Source organism: Aminobacter anthyllidis, assembly GCF_018555685.1.
GTDB classification, from domain to species: Bacteria; Pseudomonadota; Alphaproteobacteria; order Rhizobiales; family Rhizobiaceae; genus Aminobacter; species Aminobacter anthyllidis.
Genome location: NZ_JAFLWW010000018.1, coordinates 1 through 14,154, shown reverse-complemented (window position 1 = coordinate 14,154; position 14,154 = coordinate 1). Strand labels below are relative to the sequence as shown.

Sequence of the window (14,154 nt, the reverse complement as noted above, 5' to 3'; positions counted from 1 at the left end):
CGCGACGTCGAGATAGCGGGGCTGCCAAATTGCGAAATCGCCGCCCGCGGTGGCACGCCCGGCGCCTAAGCACCATTTGCTTCACTACGACCGGGAACCGTCCAACCCCTCCGCGCATTTCGAAGGAGTGAACTGGGCAATTTCAACGATAGATCCGGACGGATCACCAGGCTGGACCATCAAGCTGGGCGATTCACCGGTGGTTGGCACCGCTATCCACAACGGTACAGACGTGGACAGTACCTGCCGATCACTGATGTGTCTCCCAGACCCGGAACGCCTGCGCGAGGAAGACCCTTTCACTGAGCACTTCATTGCCGATTTCCCGACCCAGATCACTGTTCATCGGTCGCGTTTTCAGGTCGACCTGAATCGCGCGCGTGACGCCGCGATCTACCTGTCGCCAGAACAATCCTGGGGTCTGAAAGTCTGGCAACAGCAGCCCTCCGAAGACATCGTGACGGAAGCTCTCGCCTTCCACGATGCCTATTACGCCGAGCTGAAGCGTGTGCTGACGGAAATCGAAAACCGACACGGCAGGTTCGTGCTTATCGACGTCCACAGCTACAATCACCGGCGCGGCGGGCCGGAGGTTATACCTACATCGCAGGAAGAAGCGCCCGATATCAACATCGGCACGTTCTCTATGGACCGAGAGCGCTGGGCGCCAATTGTCGCCCCATTCATCGAGACGCTGCGTGGCCACTCACTCAACGGCAAGCCTATCGACATTCGCGAAAATGTGTCTTTCCAGGGCAAAGGCGAACAAACACGGTTCGTCCATGCCAATTTCCCCAAAACCGGATGCGCCATTGCAGTCGAGTTCAAGAAGATTTTCATGGACGAATGGAGCGGCGATCCCGACCAGGCAACGATCGACCAGCTGCGCACTATGCTGGCGTCCACAGTGCCCGTCCTAGAGGCTGCGCTGCGAGGCTTCGGATGAAGCCGAGGCTCGTTGACGAGGCATCACACCTGGCCCCAATCGAAGCGGGCCTCGATGCGTTGCTGAAAGAGGGCAAGCCCATTCGTCAGGATTTCGCGGGTGCCTGCCGTTTGCACATAGACCGGCCGCTTCCCTTTCTCTGCGTTTACGTGGGACCCGGTCATGATGCGGCATTCGACGCCGTCTCGGCCAGTGCCTCCTACTTGATCGCGACGGGTTCCAACCTCGCCGGCGAAGTAGCCCGGCTGGTGGCGACATCGATGCATGATCGCTGCGGTTCGTTTTTGATCATCGACATCGGCGAACTGGCAGAAGACCGCTTCCTAACCGACGACGCACCGTTCCTGCCACCTTTCGAAATTGCACTGGCGGGCGGAGACACGACAGCAGAAAAGGCTGCGCTCAAACGGTTCGCGGCCGCTGCCTCCAAGCGAGAGGCAAAGTACAGGACACCGCGCGTCGGCGACTTCAACCCAGCCGCATTCGAAGAGCCACTGCTTTCAGATATTCTCGTCGACATACCGTGCCTGACCGTGCGTTTTGCGCCGATCTATCGAGCGCCCGGCGGAAAAGGCACGTATCCCGCCTTGCGCGACCTTGTCGTGGCCAACATGGTCGACTCCGCGCTGCAGGCAGTCAGCGCCTTCCTCAAGGCATCGCAACTCGAAGCACCAACAACCCATCGTTCACTGGGGCGCCGGGTCTTCATTGACGCAGTTGCCCGTGCCGATCGGGACATAGACAAGGTTGCATCGGCTTTCGACTTCCTGCTTGCCGTTACACCGATCAATGCAGAGCAAGCTTGGCTGGAGTTCGAGGCAGGGGGGTTCGAGCGCGCGCCACCGCTGCTATATCGGCCGCTCGAGTTCGAGGTCACCACGGAGAAGCGGAAACTCTACTCCGTCTCGCTCGATCATCTTGAAGATCCCCTCCTTGCCGGACTGCTTTCCGAAAAACAGCAAGAACTTGACCTCCAACTGTCGATGCTGGCGGCGCGCGAAACCCCTCGCTTCGCTGAACTCGGGCGCGCCCTTTACGGAAGCGTCGAGCCGGAGCTCGCTGCAAGGGCTCTAGGCATTCTCGATAAGGCAACTGGCCTTGAGCCGAAGGCCAAGCAGAAATGCCTCGGCGCGGATTCCGTTGCTGCTGCAGCGCGAGAAATGATCGCCCGATATAGGGCTGCCTCCCCCGACTTCGAAGCCTCCGTGGAAATTCGCTCGGATTTGCCCGCCGGCCTGCTGGTCTCTCGAAACCGGCTTCTCGTCTCGCGTGATACCAGGCTCGCACCGGAGCGTCTGATGGCGTTGCTCAGCCACGAGATCGGTGTTCACCTGTTGACCTACTTCAACGGCGACATGCAGGGACTTGCCATCCTGCGCAGCGGCTTGGCCGGCTATGAGGGCATGCAGGAAGGGCTGGCGGTGTTGGCGGAATATCTCGTCGGCGGCATGACTGCGGCAAGGTTGCGGCTGATTGCGGCGAGGGTTCTCGCATGCCAGGCGATGCTTGACGGGGCGAGGTTTGAGGAAACCTTCCGTGTCCTCCATGCGGATTTCGGTCTCGACCGCCGTAGTGCCTTCAACGTGGTGTTGCGTGTTTTCCGCAGCGGCGGCTTTGCCAAAGACGCCATCTATTTGCGCGGCGTAGTGCAAGTGCTTGATCATCTAAGGAACGGCGGCAGCCTGACACCTTTCTGGATCGGCAAGATCTCTGCCGACCATTTTGGCATCATCACGGAACTGAGCGCGCGCGGCTTACTACGAGCCCCGCGACTCGAACCGGCGTTCCTTTCATCGGAAGTCGCGCGGCCGCGCCTCAAGAAGGCGATGGCCGGGATGGATCCGATCGACATGATTGAAACATGACTGGAGTCCCCGATGCGCATTGCCCTCTTTGTCAATTCGGTTGAGAAAGAAACTGCAGGCTACACGACGACCACACTTGCCCTGACGGCAGTTCAGCGTGGGCATTCGGTTGTTTATGTAGAACCCGGCGACTTCATCCTTCGGCCGGATGACAGCCTCGCTATCAGCGGCGTGGTTTTGCCGGCCGCCCCCTACAAGACCCCTGAAAAGCTGCACACGGCCCTGCTGGAGGCAAATGCCCAGAAGAAAACCTTCACCGTAGGCGATATCGATCTATTGTTTCTGCGCAATGACCCCTCGCTCGACGCTACAGAACGACCATGGGCCGCCAATGCTGGCATCATGTTTGGGCGCCTTGCCGCGGAACGCGGCGTGATTGTGGTCAATGATCCGGACGGACTGGCCCAAGCGCAGAACAAGCTCTACCTCCAGGCCTTCCCCGAGATAGTCAGGCCCGCAACGCTGATATCACGCAGCATCACCGAAATACGCGCTTTCATCGAAAATCAGCCGAAGGGCTGTATCGTCAAGCCGTTACAGGGATCGGGCGGCAAGAATGTCTTCCATATCGCAACCCCTGATGATTCCAATCTGAACCAGATTTTTGAGGCGGCGAGTGGTGATGGCTATCTGATCGCCCAGGCCTACATTCCCGAGGCTAAAGCAGGTGACGTGCGTCTATTCCTCCTAAACGGCCGACCGCTGAAGCGGGATGGCAGCTATGCGGCCTTTCGCCGGGTGCCGGCCAAAGGCGATGTTCGGTCCAACATCCATGCAGCTGGGACTGCGCGGAAGGTCAAGGTAACGGACAGGATGTTGGCCCTGGCCGAGATTGTGCGCCCGAAACTGGTGAACGACGGCATGTTTCTCGTCGGGCTCGACATTGTCGGCGACAAACTCCTTGAGATCAACGTCTTCACGCCAGGCGGGCTGACAAGGCTCGCCACCATGTACAAAGCGGATTTTGCTGCAACCGTCATTGATGCGCTGGAAGAAAAGTTCGCGCTAAGACAAGCCTATGGAATGGCAATGTCCAATGCCCGCCTGGCGACGCTTTGAGCTGGAGACACTAGTCAGCGGACTACGAGTTCCCCAAAAAAAGTCTCAACAACGACCTTCATCGCCTGACCGTGGCTGCTGCCGAGATTCGCAATCTCTGCCACGCGACGCGGTGTTTCACGCGCTATCGGCGTTTCCATTTTGATCAATAACGCCAAAATCTTGCGACTTCGCTCCAACAGTTGCTTCCACGAAGCCTTCTGCTGCCAGTCCTCGACGTAGCAACTCGCGAACTGCGGAAGCCCGGCTCGGCATTCTTCGTTGAAAACGGAAGTCCTCGACAGCCGCCAGCTCTTCCGCATTGAGCATAATCTGCAGGCGTTCGCCTCTCTCAAGCTCAGGCATCGACACCACCATCTTTCGGCATAAATGTGCTGAATGAGTAAGTGGCTTAATTATGGTGTTTGGCTCAAATCCAGTCAATACCGCTGTGGTCTAATTCTGTGCAGCAATTTCATTTGGCAGCCAAACCTAATTCTGGCTTCTCCACCAACTTGCATCATATTGCTAACTACATGATTTCATTTTATTATTCCTGGATTTTGCTTGCCAAGAGTTCAGTCTGGAGCGATAATCCAGCTTTAGAGGAGACCCCCAATGCGCCCGCTATCCCAAGAGCTGATGAACAGGATATCGGCGGCCGTAGCAGCCGCCAGAACTGCTAGCCCGATCAACGTCGTGGAGATCGCGCAGCTAGTTCAGAGCCAGAACCCACAGGAGAATGTGGCCTTCGAGGATATCTTGAGCTGCGTCCTGGATGTCGCGCAGTGCACGGGAGAGCCAATATTGTTTGAGAGGCAGCCCAGCACCGCGGAAGTGGCCCAAATGAATGGTGCGAGTTTGATCAACATCTAGCCCTGCGCGGCGTAATGTGGCCCCGGAGATTTGGCGCGCCATCTACTCCGGGGCATCTGGCCCAAAACGGAGCATCGGCGAGTTTTCATCTTGATTGAGATTGCCGCTGCACAATCCGCTGCAGAGGGGCCCGGGTGCACGAACAAGCGGCGAGCAAGCTTGAACCTGCATGAGATGAGCTTGACCGGCCGTTGCAAATTCGTCTGCAGCGATGACGGAACGTCCGCCGTCTCAGTCACCCATCTTTGCGGGGAACCACCATCGACGTCGCGCATTTAGTGCCAAGATAGGCCGCAGGAGCGCGATATGAAACCTCTGCTAATGGCCGTTTGCGGCCTTGGTTTAGCGCTGGTCATGTTCTTGAGTGGCCTGATTACGGCAACTGCCTTCTTCAACGCCGAGCCCGAACGGCAACTCTCTCTGGCAACTGAAACGACCGAAGTCTGGACCGACCATCCGGTAAAGGTAAACAAGTCAGCACAAGCGTTCGATCGTCTTGCAGCCCGACCAGTCCCAAGGCAATCGCATATCCAATCCGCCTCACCTAGCGTCATGCCTGCGGTCAGCGCTTTAGAAAAGCCATCCGCCGGGGTTGAACCCAACAGCCAACCACCCTTGCAAGCCGAAACGATTGCAGCCCATGTGGCGTGGTGTTCCGACCGGTATCGTTCTTATCGCGCCTATGACAACAGCTACACTCCCTTCAGCGGTAGAAGACGTGAATGCATCTCGCCATATTTCGATACGAGCGACGGCGAGGACACGTACAATCACGACCAAGCCACGGATCGACCGTCTGAGGGATCAGTGGAATTGGTCTATGCAGACGACCAGAATTACGTTGGCACAGATCACCTGGAGTACTGCTTCAGCAGATATCGCTCATATCGATCAGAGGACAACACCTACCAGCCTTACGACGGCGGCCCACGCAGGCAATGCCGGTGAGGAACCCAGAGATCTCGCGCCTATGACAAAAGCATAAATCAGCGGCCTTGAAACGGGGTCAATCGCCAAATGTGGCGAGTGACAGAGCCGTCTCGCTCGACCAGCTTCTCATCCAGCCCATGGAAGGAGATGAGAAGTGACAAGGCCTGAGAGTTCTCCTCACCCACCAGCTTCGTCGACCAATGCCCTCCGCGTAAACCGATCGGGAGCGGGCCGGGCCGGCGCACATCACGGCGAGCTGATCCAGGGCGTCTTCCAGGATCAGAGGGGACGGCTTCATCGTGGATTGGTCACGCTCCCACTCAGTCACATGAGTTCCCTTGCGATTTTCCGGATCACCGACGGCCAAGGGGTCAAGGTGATGCCACCGGAGAAGACGAAGGCTGCAAAAGCAGCATCGCTAACCCTGAGACACCTCAACGAACATAATCGAGGCGGCCTGCTCACTGTTGAAAGCACGATTCCAGTCGGCCATGGATATGGCTCCTCCACCGCCGATGTCGTTGCCACGATACGAGCTGTTGCCTATGCATTCGAGATGGGGCTTCGGCCCTCGGTCATCTCTCGCTTGGCAGTCGAGGCCGAGCAAGCCAGTGACGCGATAGCTTTTGAGGACCAGGCTGTTTTGTTTGCCCAGCGTGAAGGCTTGGTGATCGAGCATTTTGGCGACGCACTGCCGCCGATCCGGGTCATAGGTTTCAAAGCGAATGACGGTCAGTTGGTCGATACGCTTGCCTTGCCGCCGGCTCGCTACTCCAGTGAGGAAATCCAGACATTTTCAATGTTGAGAGGGCTGGCTGCGCGCTCGATACGATTTCAGGACCCGCGGCTATTGGGGCAGGCCGCGACACTCAGCGCAAAGATCAGTCAGCGCCATCTCGCCAAGGCGCAATTCGCGACTGCCTTGGCCATCGCCGACCAGTTTGACGCCTGCGGAGTTCAGGTCGCCCATAGCGGATCTCTCATTGGGATCATCCTGGACGCATCGGCGGTCCGCATCGCCGATGCGTCGCGCAACATTGCAGAGGCGGCGACCGCGGCCGGCTTCAAAGACGTCGTTGTGCAGCCGATCTATTCGGGGGGAGGCGCAGTTGAGATTTGATGCAGACTATTTCGAGGCACTCGAGACGCCTCGCATGGCTCGGCTGGCAGAGAACGTCGTTGCCGCAGCTTTCCCGCTGATGAAACTGATGCCCGCCCGCTTCATCCTCGATCGGGCTGAAGCATCAGGCGAGATCAAAAGGAATGCGCATATTGTCGAGACGACCTCAGGCACATTCGGGATGGCGGTGGCACTCCTTGCGGCTGCGCGTGGCTATCGTTTGACGCTCGTCACCGCCTCAAGCCTGATGGATCCCAAGTATCAGGCACGACTTCAGCGCCTGGGAGCCGAGGTCATTGCACTTGACGATCCCCGGGGTGACGGCAACCAGACTGGCCGGCTCGATAATCTGGGCAGCATATTGCACCGGGAGCCGGAGGCCTTTTGGACACGGCAGTACGACAGTGATGGAAATTGGCTGGCTTACGCCCGTTTGGCTGATCTTTTTGTGCGCGCAATGGGCCAGATAGACTGCCTGGTCGGATGCATAGGAACTGGCGGGTCGCTCTGCGGTACCGGCACTTTCTTGCGAAGGGTTTTCCCCCATCTCAGGATCATTGGCGTCGACACCCACCGCAGCATCTTGTTTGGACAACCGCTCGGAAAACGAGTGCTTCGAGGCCTCGGCAACAGTGTCTTGCCCCGAAATGTGCGCCACGAGTTGATAGACGAAATCCACTGGGTCGGTGCATATCCGGCATTCCATGCCGCCCACCGCTTGTTCCGGCAGCATGGGATATTCATGGGCCCAACCAGTGGCGCCGCCGCCCTTGTCGGTCAGTGGGTGAGCAAGACGAGCCCGGACGCACGGATCGCTGTGATCATGCCTGATGAAGGCCATCGGCATGCCGACACCGTTTACAGCGACATCTGGCTTTCCACCCTGCCTGGCTGGAGGACCCCCGCATCCACCACCCCGACGAAAATCTCCAGAATTGAACCCAGATCTGAGACAGCGTGGACCCGTTTCGAATGGCGTCGACGTCGTCTTGAGGATGTGATGCGCCTCCAGTCAACGGAAGGCTGAGCCGTAGTTCCGAATGATGGGAAAACGTCACTGGCCATTCATGAACCAGTTCCAGGCATCCGCAGTCGTGTCGAATGTCGCATAGCGCGCCTCCTGCGGGGCCGATCGATCGAGGTCCTTCAGGCCACCAGCAGTAACGACCGCAACGACACTGTCGCGTGTAGCAATCAGGCCACGATCAGCCAGCGTCCTTATCGCCATGAGAGGGGTGACCGATGCGAGTTCTGCAAAAATCCCCTCTCTCCTGGCGAGGAGCGACTGCATGTCGATCAGCCCATCGTTGGATACCGGTACCGCCTGGCCTGACGATTCCCGAAGTGCCTTGAGCGCCTGGTACGTACTACGCGATGTGCCAATCGAAACGGCGAGAGGGTCGAACCGAACCTCCTGCTCCAGAACGTGATCGGTTCCTCGAGCGAGAGAGGCCGACAGTGAGCCGTGAACCTCTGCCGCAACCATTTTTGGCAAGCGGTCGATGAGGCCGTCGCAATAGAGCTCCCTGAACCCAGCCCACACGCCCGAGAGAGCGTCGCCATAGCAGACTGGCATGACGCACCAGTCTGGAACTTCACCGGCTCGTTGTTCGATGATTTCGTATGCGATCGTCTTGTAGCCCTCGATGGCAAGCGGATGACCACCGACGACAGGAGCGCTGAAGGGAGACGTGATAAACCAGCCAAACCGCTCCTGCGCTTCAGCGAGGAACTTCCATCTGTCCACCTTATTGACCAGCGGAATGACTATGGCGCCGTGTTTCCTGATCTGGGAAAGCATGGCGCCGGCCGTGCCCGCAAATGTTGCCACGACGCAGTCCATGTCTGCTCTTGCAGCGTAAGCGGCAAGCGAAGCACCAGCATTGCCGGATGAAGCGGTGGCCACTACCTTGGCGCCCTGCGCACGTGCAATCGATACCGCGACGGTAGAGAACCGGTCCTTGTAAGACCATGTCGGATTACGGCTCTCATCCTTTATGAAAAGGTTGGTTGTGCCCAATGATGAGCCGATCCGAGGACAGGAGAGCAGGGGCGTCTGCCCTTCGCCCAAGGTGACGATGTCGGTGCCCGTGCATGGCAGCCTTGGGCCGCTTTTCCACAAGGACGAACGACTCTGTTCTTCCCCGGCAACAGTGCCGCCAACCACTGCCTGCCCGTAAATTGGTGCCAAGTTGGCGGGGGCGACCGGCGCACAGATCGGACATCCCCTGGAGTCGATCGTCATCGATGCGGGATAATGTGTCTCGCACCTGATGCAGGAATAGCCCATTACAGCGCTCACGACTGGAACCCCACCACGGGCATGAATGTAACAGCAGCTACGAGAACCAGAGCGTGCGGAGCAAATGGGATGGCCAGTCTACACCAATGCTTTTCATGGTCTTCAGACGTAGCGCAATTGAACTTCTGCGGCTGAGACACCTGCTTCATCGTTCCTCTCAAAGGCTTGCGAGCTCATACTTGCCCGACTTCAAACAGGCATATCAGTTGAAGTCAACCGAAATGACTCCTAAAGTGTGCCATTCTATAATGATCACAAAGGTGCAGCACAATCATGGATCTACGTCATCGACTGGGCTTGAACGTGCGTCGGCTGCGCAAGGAGCGGGACTTGTCGCAAGAGCGGCTCTCACTTCTATCCGGCCTCTCGCGTGCGTACGTCAGCAGCGTCGAAACCGGGCGCCGCAATGCAACGTTGGACACTCTGGAAATCCTGGCAAGGGCCCTTGGGGTAGAAGGCTTCGAGCTGATCACACCATCCAGCGCATTCGAGGCCGACGCCACGCCTGACCATGATGACAAAGAAGAAGGTTGATATATTCCGGACCGCTTTCAAAGCGTACTCTAAGACAAAAAATGGCTATTGACCGCACTTTGCACCAATACCTTTAGTTACCCGAACAACGACTTCAATAATACCTTCGTCACATTGAACTTTTTGCCGAACTACGATTGCTTCCTTTATGCTGTCCACGCCTTGGGAGGCCTACGATACGGATCGAAGACGAAAGATTAATCCTTCAACTCGGCCAGGCAGCTTCGGAGATTTCCGAGATCAAGACCACAGCCGAGGTCCTGAAGACCCTGCAGGGCCATCTTGCGCGTTATGGTTTCAGCGACCTCCTGATCACCGGTCTGCCCGTTCCGGAGGATCGATATTGGCACCGCGAGGTCCTCTGCGATGGATGGCGTCAGGACTGGTATCGTCGTTACGTCGAGGAGGGGCATTTTCAGCATGACCCTTGCGTCGCTCGATGCCGGAATCGAGTTTTTCCCTTCCTTTGGAGCGACCTGCGGCCCGAGGCCATGTCGCCGCGCGCAAAACTGGTGATGGACGAGGCGCGGGACTTTGCGATGAACGACGGGCTGTGCGTACCAATCCATATCCCCTTCCGGGGACCTGCAGTGGTGACAGCGGCCGGGGACAGAATAGAGCTATCTCCATTTGCCCGGCCTCTGGTCGAAGCTCTGTGCCTGAAAGCCTTTCAAGCCATATGTCGCCTTGAGGGGCTCCTTGACCTCGAATGCGGGCCAATCCTGGGGCAACGAGAAGCAGAAGTGCTTCAGTGGAGTGCTGCGGGTAAATCCGCGGAAGTCATCGCGATCATTTTGAACGTGTCGACATATACGGTTCAGTCGCATCTCCGCCACATCCGCGAAAAGCTGGGCGCAAACAACGTCCAGCGAGCGATCACCAAGGGACTGGTTCTTGGTGAAATCCAGGCGGGCAATGACAAGATCTGGCGATAGCGACGATCACGCCAACTACCTACAAATGGCACGGAGGTCGCCATGGGTCGCATCGTCGTCGTCGATTGGTCAAACCGGAGGCTGTTTCAGAGGCAGCTGGAGAGACATTTCCGACTGCGTCACGAAATCTACGTAGCCGAAAGAAAGTGGCAGGCGCTTGCCCGGCCTATCGACATCGAGATGGACGCGTTCGATACGGAACATGCAATTTACCTGCTCGCTCTGGATAGCTCCGGCGACGTCATAGGCGGTTCCAGGTTGGTCCCAACGACCCGCCCACACCTGCTGGGTGATGTCTTTCCACAACTCGCCAATGGCTCGCCACCTCGCGCTCCCGACATCCATGAATGGACCCGCTTCTTCGTTGCATTCCCCTATCGTACAGCGGGCAAACCCGCCCGCCTGGCGGGGGAGGTGCTCTGCGGTCTGCTCGAGGCTAGCTTGCAGTTGGGAACCCGACAGATCAGCGTCGTTTGCGAGGCGTTCTGGCCGGAGCGACTGAGATCGCTGGGCTGGTCGGTGGCGATCCTGGGCGAACGACTGCAGCTTGACGACTGCGAAATAGTTGCCGCACTCATCGAGGTTACGCAAACGGCGCTGGACGCCACCAGACGCTCTTACGGCATAGAAGGATCGGTTTTGCATATGGCGGGTGCGCTACCCCCGACCCGTGCGACGGACGCGGAGCAATAGACGTGAGGCCGTCAAACTTTGAGCTGTGCCTCGATAAGCTTCTGCTCTCCGACGAAGAACTCGCGACAGCAATTGATGTTGACGGGGACCAAGAGGAGTTCTCAGGCGGACAAATCCGGGAAATCTTCGATCGCCTCCGATGCAGCCCGCATCAGGAATCCATTCATCCATTCAGCGTTACCCAGGCTGATAGCCCGATTGGCTTTTTCGTTCTCCGAGAAGCGCCGGCGCTGCCCGACTGGGCCTTCCCGGGCGTGATGACGCTGCACAACTTTCGGATCAGCAGACAGTTCCAGCGTCAGGGCCTCGGCGCCGCCACGATCCGGAAGATGGCGCAATGGGTGGCTGACAACCGCCCGGCAGTTTCGCTGTTGATGTTGTCTGTAAATACTGGAAACGAACACGCCTTGGCCTTCTACCGGAGCTGCAGCTTCCGGGCGACTGGCGTTACCCTCGATGGGCGCATTGGCTACGAAATGATCATGGCAAGCGAAATTGCCACCCTCCTTGTCGATAGCTGAGCTGGCGGCGGCGCGGCCACTCGAATAGCGGCAAATGTACCCATCTCAACGCCATCTCGACACGCTCATGCTAGCTGTGTGTAACAACCGGGGTGGATCGAAACGGTTCAAATTAACTATCCGCCGACAGTCACCTCCCGCCCGAACTGAAGCACCGGTCCGTCAGTCAACCCATTCAGATCAACAGACTCCGAAAGCGTCGCTTCGGCATAGCTCGGATGTGTAGTGACGTCCTGGCTCGTCTCGAAGATGTAGAGGTGTTGGCGGCTATTGTCGTCTTCCTCGACAACCAGCGAAACGCAACCGATAGTTTCCGGTGCGTAGCCCGTCTGATTGGAAGCCCGCTCTCGCGCAACCTCCTCGGTGACTGCCATTACGGAAATGAAGTTCATCTGTTCGCTCCAAATGTCCGTTCCACCGGTGACGTCATCGCTCGGTCTAGAGTTGGAATCTACCGCGGTACCGGGGGCACTTCTGGCGGAGATCCTGGCGGTATCTGGATCGGCTCCTCCCCGGGAGGGGGGATTGGAGTGGGAGAGGGCGGCGGAACGCCCGGCGGCTCAGGCGTTGGGGTTTCGGGGGGAGTAGGAGGGCGCGCTGGCTCGGGATTAGGATTGTCAGGCGTCGGCGCAGGATTGTTCGGATCGGGCGTAGGCATGTTCACCGAGGCTCCCAGCTAGTCGGGTTCTGCTTATTCAATGCGCGAGTTTGCCACCTGTTCCGCCAATCCCTATGGAAAACTGGGGCAGCAGCGCCAACCCATCCGCGAAGTCGCGACCACCTGTGGCTGCCTGATCGATACAAGTCGCTTTTTTATGGGGCTAATAGCCCGCCAGCCACAAGATGCCGCTAGCGGCACCGAACGCCACAGCGATGTAAAATAGGTCTGTCCATCGCGGTCCTGAAATGTCGCTCAGATGGTGGTCAATAGCTGCCCTGTGATCGACACGAGACCCCCCAGAACCACGGAGATATATAGCGCGTCTTCGAAGGTCATTGTCGCTGCAAGACGACTTCAGATCGGCCGTCATTTTCGCCTCCCTATGAAGACCGCTTAACTCCCTGGCTCGCAGACTGTTCCATGCCATTCCGCCTTCTGTGCCGTGTGTTCGGGCATCTGGCAGCTTGCGGTGAATTGGGGGGCGGCCCGCTGAGTTCTGCGGGCTCCTGGCAGACTAAGCAGCGTTCGAGACGTCCGACATTTGGTCGAAAATGCCATCTGGAAGGCCAAGGGCTCGCGCAATACGGTCCCGATATCCTTTTTCGAAGCGATATCCGGCTTCGATCCTTTCTACTTCTTCGACCGTAAGCCCACTTGTCACAGCGACGGCGCTGATCGAATAGCCCAAATATTGGCGGTATGCCTGGATGGCGGGCGTTCCATTTGCAATTGCTGACAGAACTTCTTCCGGCAGCGCGAAAGGCATTGCAATAGACATTTAGCCTCCAAATTTTGAGACAGCGCTGGCGGTCGTTTGAAATGCGTCAGCGCTGATATTGAGGTGGTATGCCGGGAAAGCCGGCAACCGAATGCGTCACTCCCGAAACGTTGAGAGGTGCAATCGCAATATGGTGTTTAGCCTTCCTGTGATCAAGCCATTTCGCCGACATCAGATCGTCGAACGAACTCGCGACCGAACATCATTGATGGAACTTGATAGCAATACGTTCGTTGGCGCTCAAAGGACGTGTGAAATGGCAGAAGAACCCGCTGAGCCCACCAATGTTGAAGACTTCACGATCCGGCGCTTAATGAAAGAAGGCAATGTCACCGAGACACAAGCCAGGCAGCTGATTGCTGCCCTCGGCTACGACTGGTCATCGCTGTTACGGGAAGCCAGATTTCTTGCGAAAAAACGTTAGCCAATCGCCGCACAATATGGCGTGAAACTGCTCCTGGCGCAGTTGTTTTTTGGCGAACGATGCCTCCTCAGACGTGCTTCATGTCGGCGAAGTGAAGCGGCTGGTGCTGGAGAAAACCGGAGGCAAGATTGCCCGCGCTGTTCTGGGTTTCGGCGGCTTCCTGGGAATGGGCCAGGATTACTATCCGATTCCTTGGAGACGCCTATCGTCCAACTGTGGATGGACGGCATGCCCAACACCCCGATGACCACGGCGCGGGCCATGATCCTCGTCGGCGCGGCCTTGGCCTTCTATGGCCGAGGACATCGACACCCTGAACGCCGGCCTGAAACTCGTCGTCGCGACCATGATCGTCGCCGGGTTCGTCACATGGCTGATCTTCGGCATTCTCGGCCTGTTTGGTAATGTTCGGTGAGAGTGTGCTGAAAATTCTAGCCTGGTTCCGTCTCCCCGTGATCAGTGGGTTGAGGTCAGGAAAGAGTTTACCGCGATCTCGGAACCACTCGCTCCACGACGCGTTGGCCGATCCTG

18 protein-coding genes are annotated in these 14,154 nt (G+C 57.8%); 14 read left to right on the top strand and 4 right to left on the bottom strand.

Features of this window, described 5'->3' with window-relative positions:
* Positions 1-148: 148 nt before the first annotated feature.
* Genes J1C56_RS31950 through J1C56_RS31940 form a run of 3 tightly spaced genes read left to right on the top strand, consistent with a single transcriptional unit; the run spans position 149 to position 3,870 of the window.
* Positions 149-946, top strand: coding sequence for an N-formylglutamate amidohydrolase (locus J1C56_RS31950; RefSeq protein WP_214393966.1), 798 nt, complete (start codon positions 149-151; stop codon positions 944-946).
* Positions 943-2,811, top strand: coding sequence for a flavohemoglobin expression-modulating QEGLA motif protein (locus J1C56_RS31945; protein ID WP_214393936.1), 1,869 nt, complete (start codon positions 943-945; stop codon positions 2,809-2,811). Before J1C56_RS31950 ends, J1C56_RS31945 begins: the two co-directional genes overlap by 4 nt.
* Positions 2,812-2,823: 12 nt before the next feature.
* Positions 2,824-3,870, top strand: coding sequence for a glutathione synthetase (locus tag J1C56_RS31940; RefSeq protein WP_214393935.1), 1,047 nt, complete (start codon positions 2,824-2,826; stop codon positions 3,868-3,870).
* A 117-nt stretch (positions 3,871-3,987) separates the two neighbouring features.
* On the opposite strand, the gene J1C56_RS31935 is transcribed toward J1C56_RS31940, so the two are convergent.
* Positions 3,988-4,215, bottom strand: a complete 228-nt coding sequence (locus tag J1C56_RS31935; RefSeq protein WP_214393934.1) for a hypothetical protein — start codon at positions 4,213-4,215, stop codon at positions 3,988-3,990.
* Between the two features lie 252 nt (positions 4,216-4,467).
* On the opposite strand from J1C56_RS31935, the gene J1C56_RS31930 reads away from it, so the two are divergent.
* The 4 genes from J1C56_RS31930 (at position 4,468) to J1C56_RS31915 (ending at position 7,802) form a co-directional block, all read left to right on the top strand.
* Positions 4,468-4,725 (top strand): hypothetical protein, encoded by a 258-nt coding sequence (locus J1C56_RS31930; protein ID WP_214393933.1) that lies wholly within the window; start codon positions 4,468-4,470, stop codon positions 4,723-4,725.
* A 306-nt stretch (positions 4,726-5,031) separates the two neighbouring features.
* Positions 5,032-5,673 carry a BA14K family protein gene (locus J1C56_RS31925; protein WP_214393932.1) on the top strand — a complete coding sequence of 214 codons (642 nt, stop codon included), beginning with the start codon at positions 5,032-5,034 and terminating at the stop codon, positions 5,671-5,673.
* 310 nt (positions 5,674-5,983) lie between these two features.
* Positions 5,984-6,775 carry a GHMP family kinase ATP-binding protein gene (locus J1C56_RS31920; protein ID WP_246592273.1) on the top strand — a complete coding sequence of 264 codons (792 nt, stop codon included), beginning with the start codon at positions 5,984-5,986 and terminating at the stop codon, positions 6,773-6,775.
* Entirely contained in the window at positions 6,765-7,802 is a 1,038-nt protein-coding gene (locus J1C56_RS31915; protein WP_214393930.1) for a PLP-dependent cysteine synthase family protein, read from the top strand. The genes J1C56_RS31920 and J1C56_RS31915 overlap by 11 nt, the downstream gene beginning before the upstream one ends.
* Positions 7,803-7,829: 27 nt before the next feature.
* On the opposite strand, the gene J1C56_RS31910 is transcribed toward J1C56_RS31915, so the two are convergent.
* Complete coding sequence (locus J1C56_RS31910) at positions 7,830-9,065, bottom strand: threonine synthase (RefSeq protein ID WP_246592272.1); 1,236 nt, start codon at positions 9,063-9,065, stop codon at positions 7,830-7,832.
* Positions 9,066-9,350: 285 nt separating this feature from the next.
* Here J1C56_RS31910 and J1C56_RS31905 point away from each other — a divergent pair, with 285 nt between their 5' ends.
* The 4 genes from J1C56_RS31905 to J1C56_RS31890 all read left to right on the top strand — a co-directional run bounded on the left by J1C56_RS31905 (position 9,351) and on the right by J1C56_RS31890 (position 11,760).
* The gene (locus J1C56_RS31905; protein ID WP_214393929.1) at positions 9,351-9,611 is read left to right on the top strand and encodes a helix-turn-helix domain-containing protein; all 261 of its coding nucleotides are present in this window, start codon (positions 9,351-9,353) and stop codon (positions 9,609-9,611) included.
* 308 nt (positions 9,612-9,919) lie between these two features.
* Positions 9,920-10,546, top strand: coding sequence for an autoinducer binding domain-containing protein (locus tag J1C56_RS31900; protein ID WP_246592279.1), 627 nt, complete (start codon positions 9,920-9,922; stop codon positions 10,544-10,546).
* A 42-nt stretch (positions 10,547-10,588) separates the two neighbouring features.
* On the top strand, positions 10,589-11,239 hold the full coding sequence (locus tag J1C56_RS31895) for an acyl-homoserine-lactone synthase (RefSeq protein WP_214393927.1): 651 nt from the start codon (positions 10,589-10,591) through the stop codon (positions 11,237-11,239).
* Positions 11,240-11,241: 2 nt separating this feature from the next.
* Positions 11,242-11,760, top strand: a complete 519-nt coding sequence (locus J1C56_RS31890; RefSeq protein WP_214393926.1) for a GNAT family N-acetyltransferase — start codon at positions 11,242-11,244, stop codon at positions 11,758-11,760.
* Positions 11,761-11,876: 116 nt separating this feature from the next.
* Here J1C56_RS31890 and J1C56_RS31885 read toward each other — a convergent pair whose 3' ends face one another.
* A complete protein-coding gene (locus J1C56_RS31885) occupies positions 11,877-12,152 on the bottom strand; it encodes a hypothetical protein (RefSeq protein ID WP_214393925.1) in 276 nt (91 codons plus the stop codon).
* Positions 12,153-12,935: 783 nt separating this feature from the next.
* Positions 12,936-13,199: a helix-turn-helix domain-containing protein gene (locus J1C56_RS31880; protein ID WP_246592271.1), complete on the bottom strand. Its 264-nt coding sequence runs from the start codon at positions 13,197-13,199 to the stop codon at positions 12,936-12,938.
* A gap of 256 nt (positions 13,200-13,455) precedes the next feature.
* Here J1C56_RS31880 and J1C56_RS31875 point away from each other — a divergent pair, with 256 nt between their 5' ends.
* The 3 genes from J1C56_RS31875 to J1C56_RS33390 all read left to right on the top strand — a co-directional run bounded on the left by J1C56_RS31875 (position 13,456) and on the right by J1C56_RS33390 (position 14,038).
* Positions 13,456-13,623, top strand: a complete 168-nt coding sequence (locus J1C56_RS31875; protein ID WP_214393924.1) for a hypothetical protein — start codon at positions 13,456-13,458, stop codon at positions 13,621-13,623.
* A 73-nt stretch (positions 13,624-13,696) separates the two neighbouring features.
* The gene (locus J1C56_RS33865) at positions 13,697-13,870 is read left to right on the top strand and encodes a PRC-barrel domain-containing protein (protein ID WP_420797453.1); all 174 of its coding nucleotides are present in this window, start codon (positions 13,697-13,699) and stop codon (positions 13,868-13,870) included.
* 45 nt (positions 13,871-13,915) lie between these two features.
* Positions 13,916-14,038, top strand: a complete 123-nt coding sequence (locus J1C56_RS33390) for a hypothetical protein (RefSeq protein ID WP_275945198.1) — start codon at positions 13,916-13,918, stop codon at positions 14,036-14,038.
* Positions 14,039-14,154 lie beyond the last annotated feature (116 nt).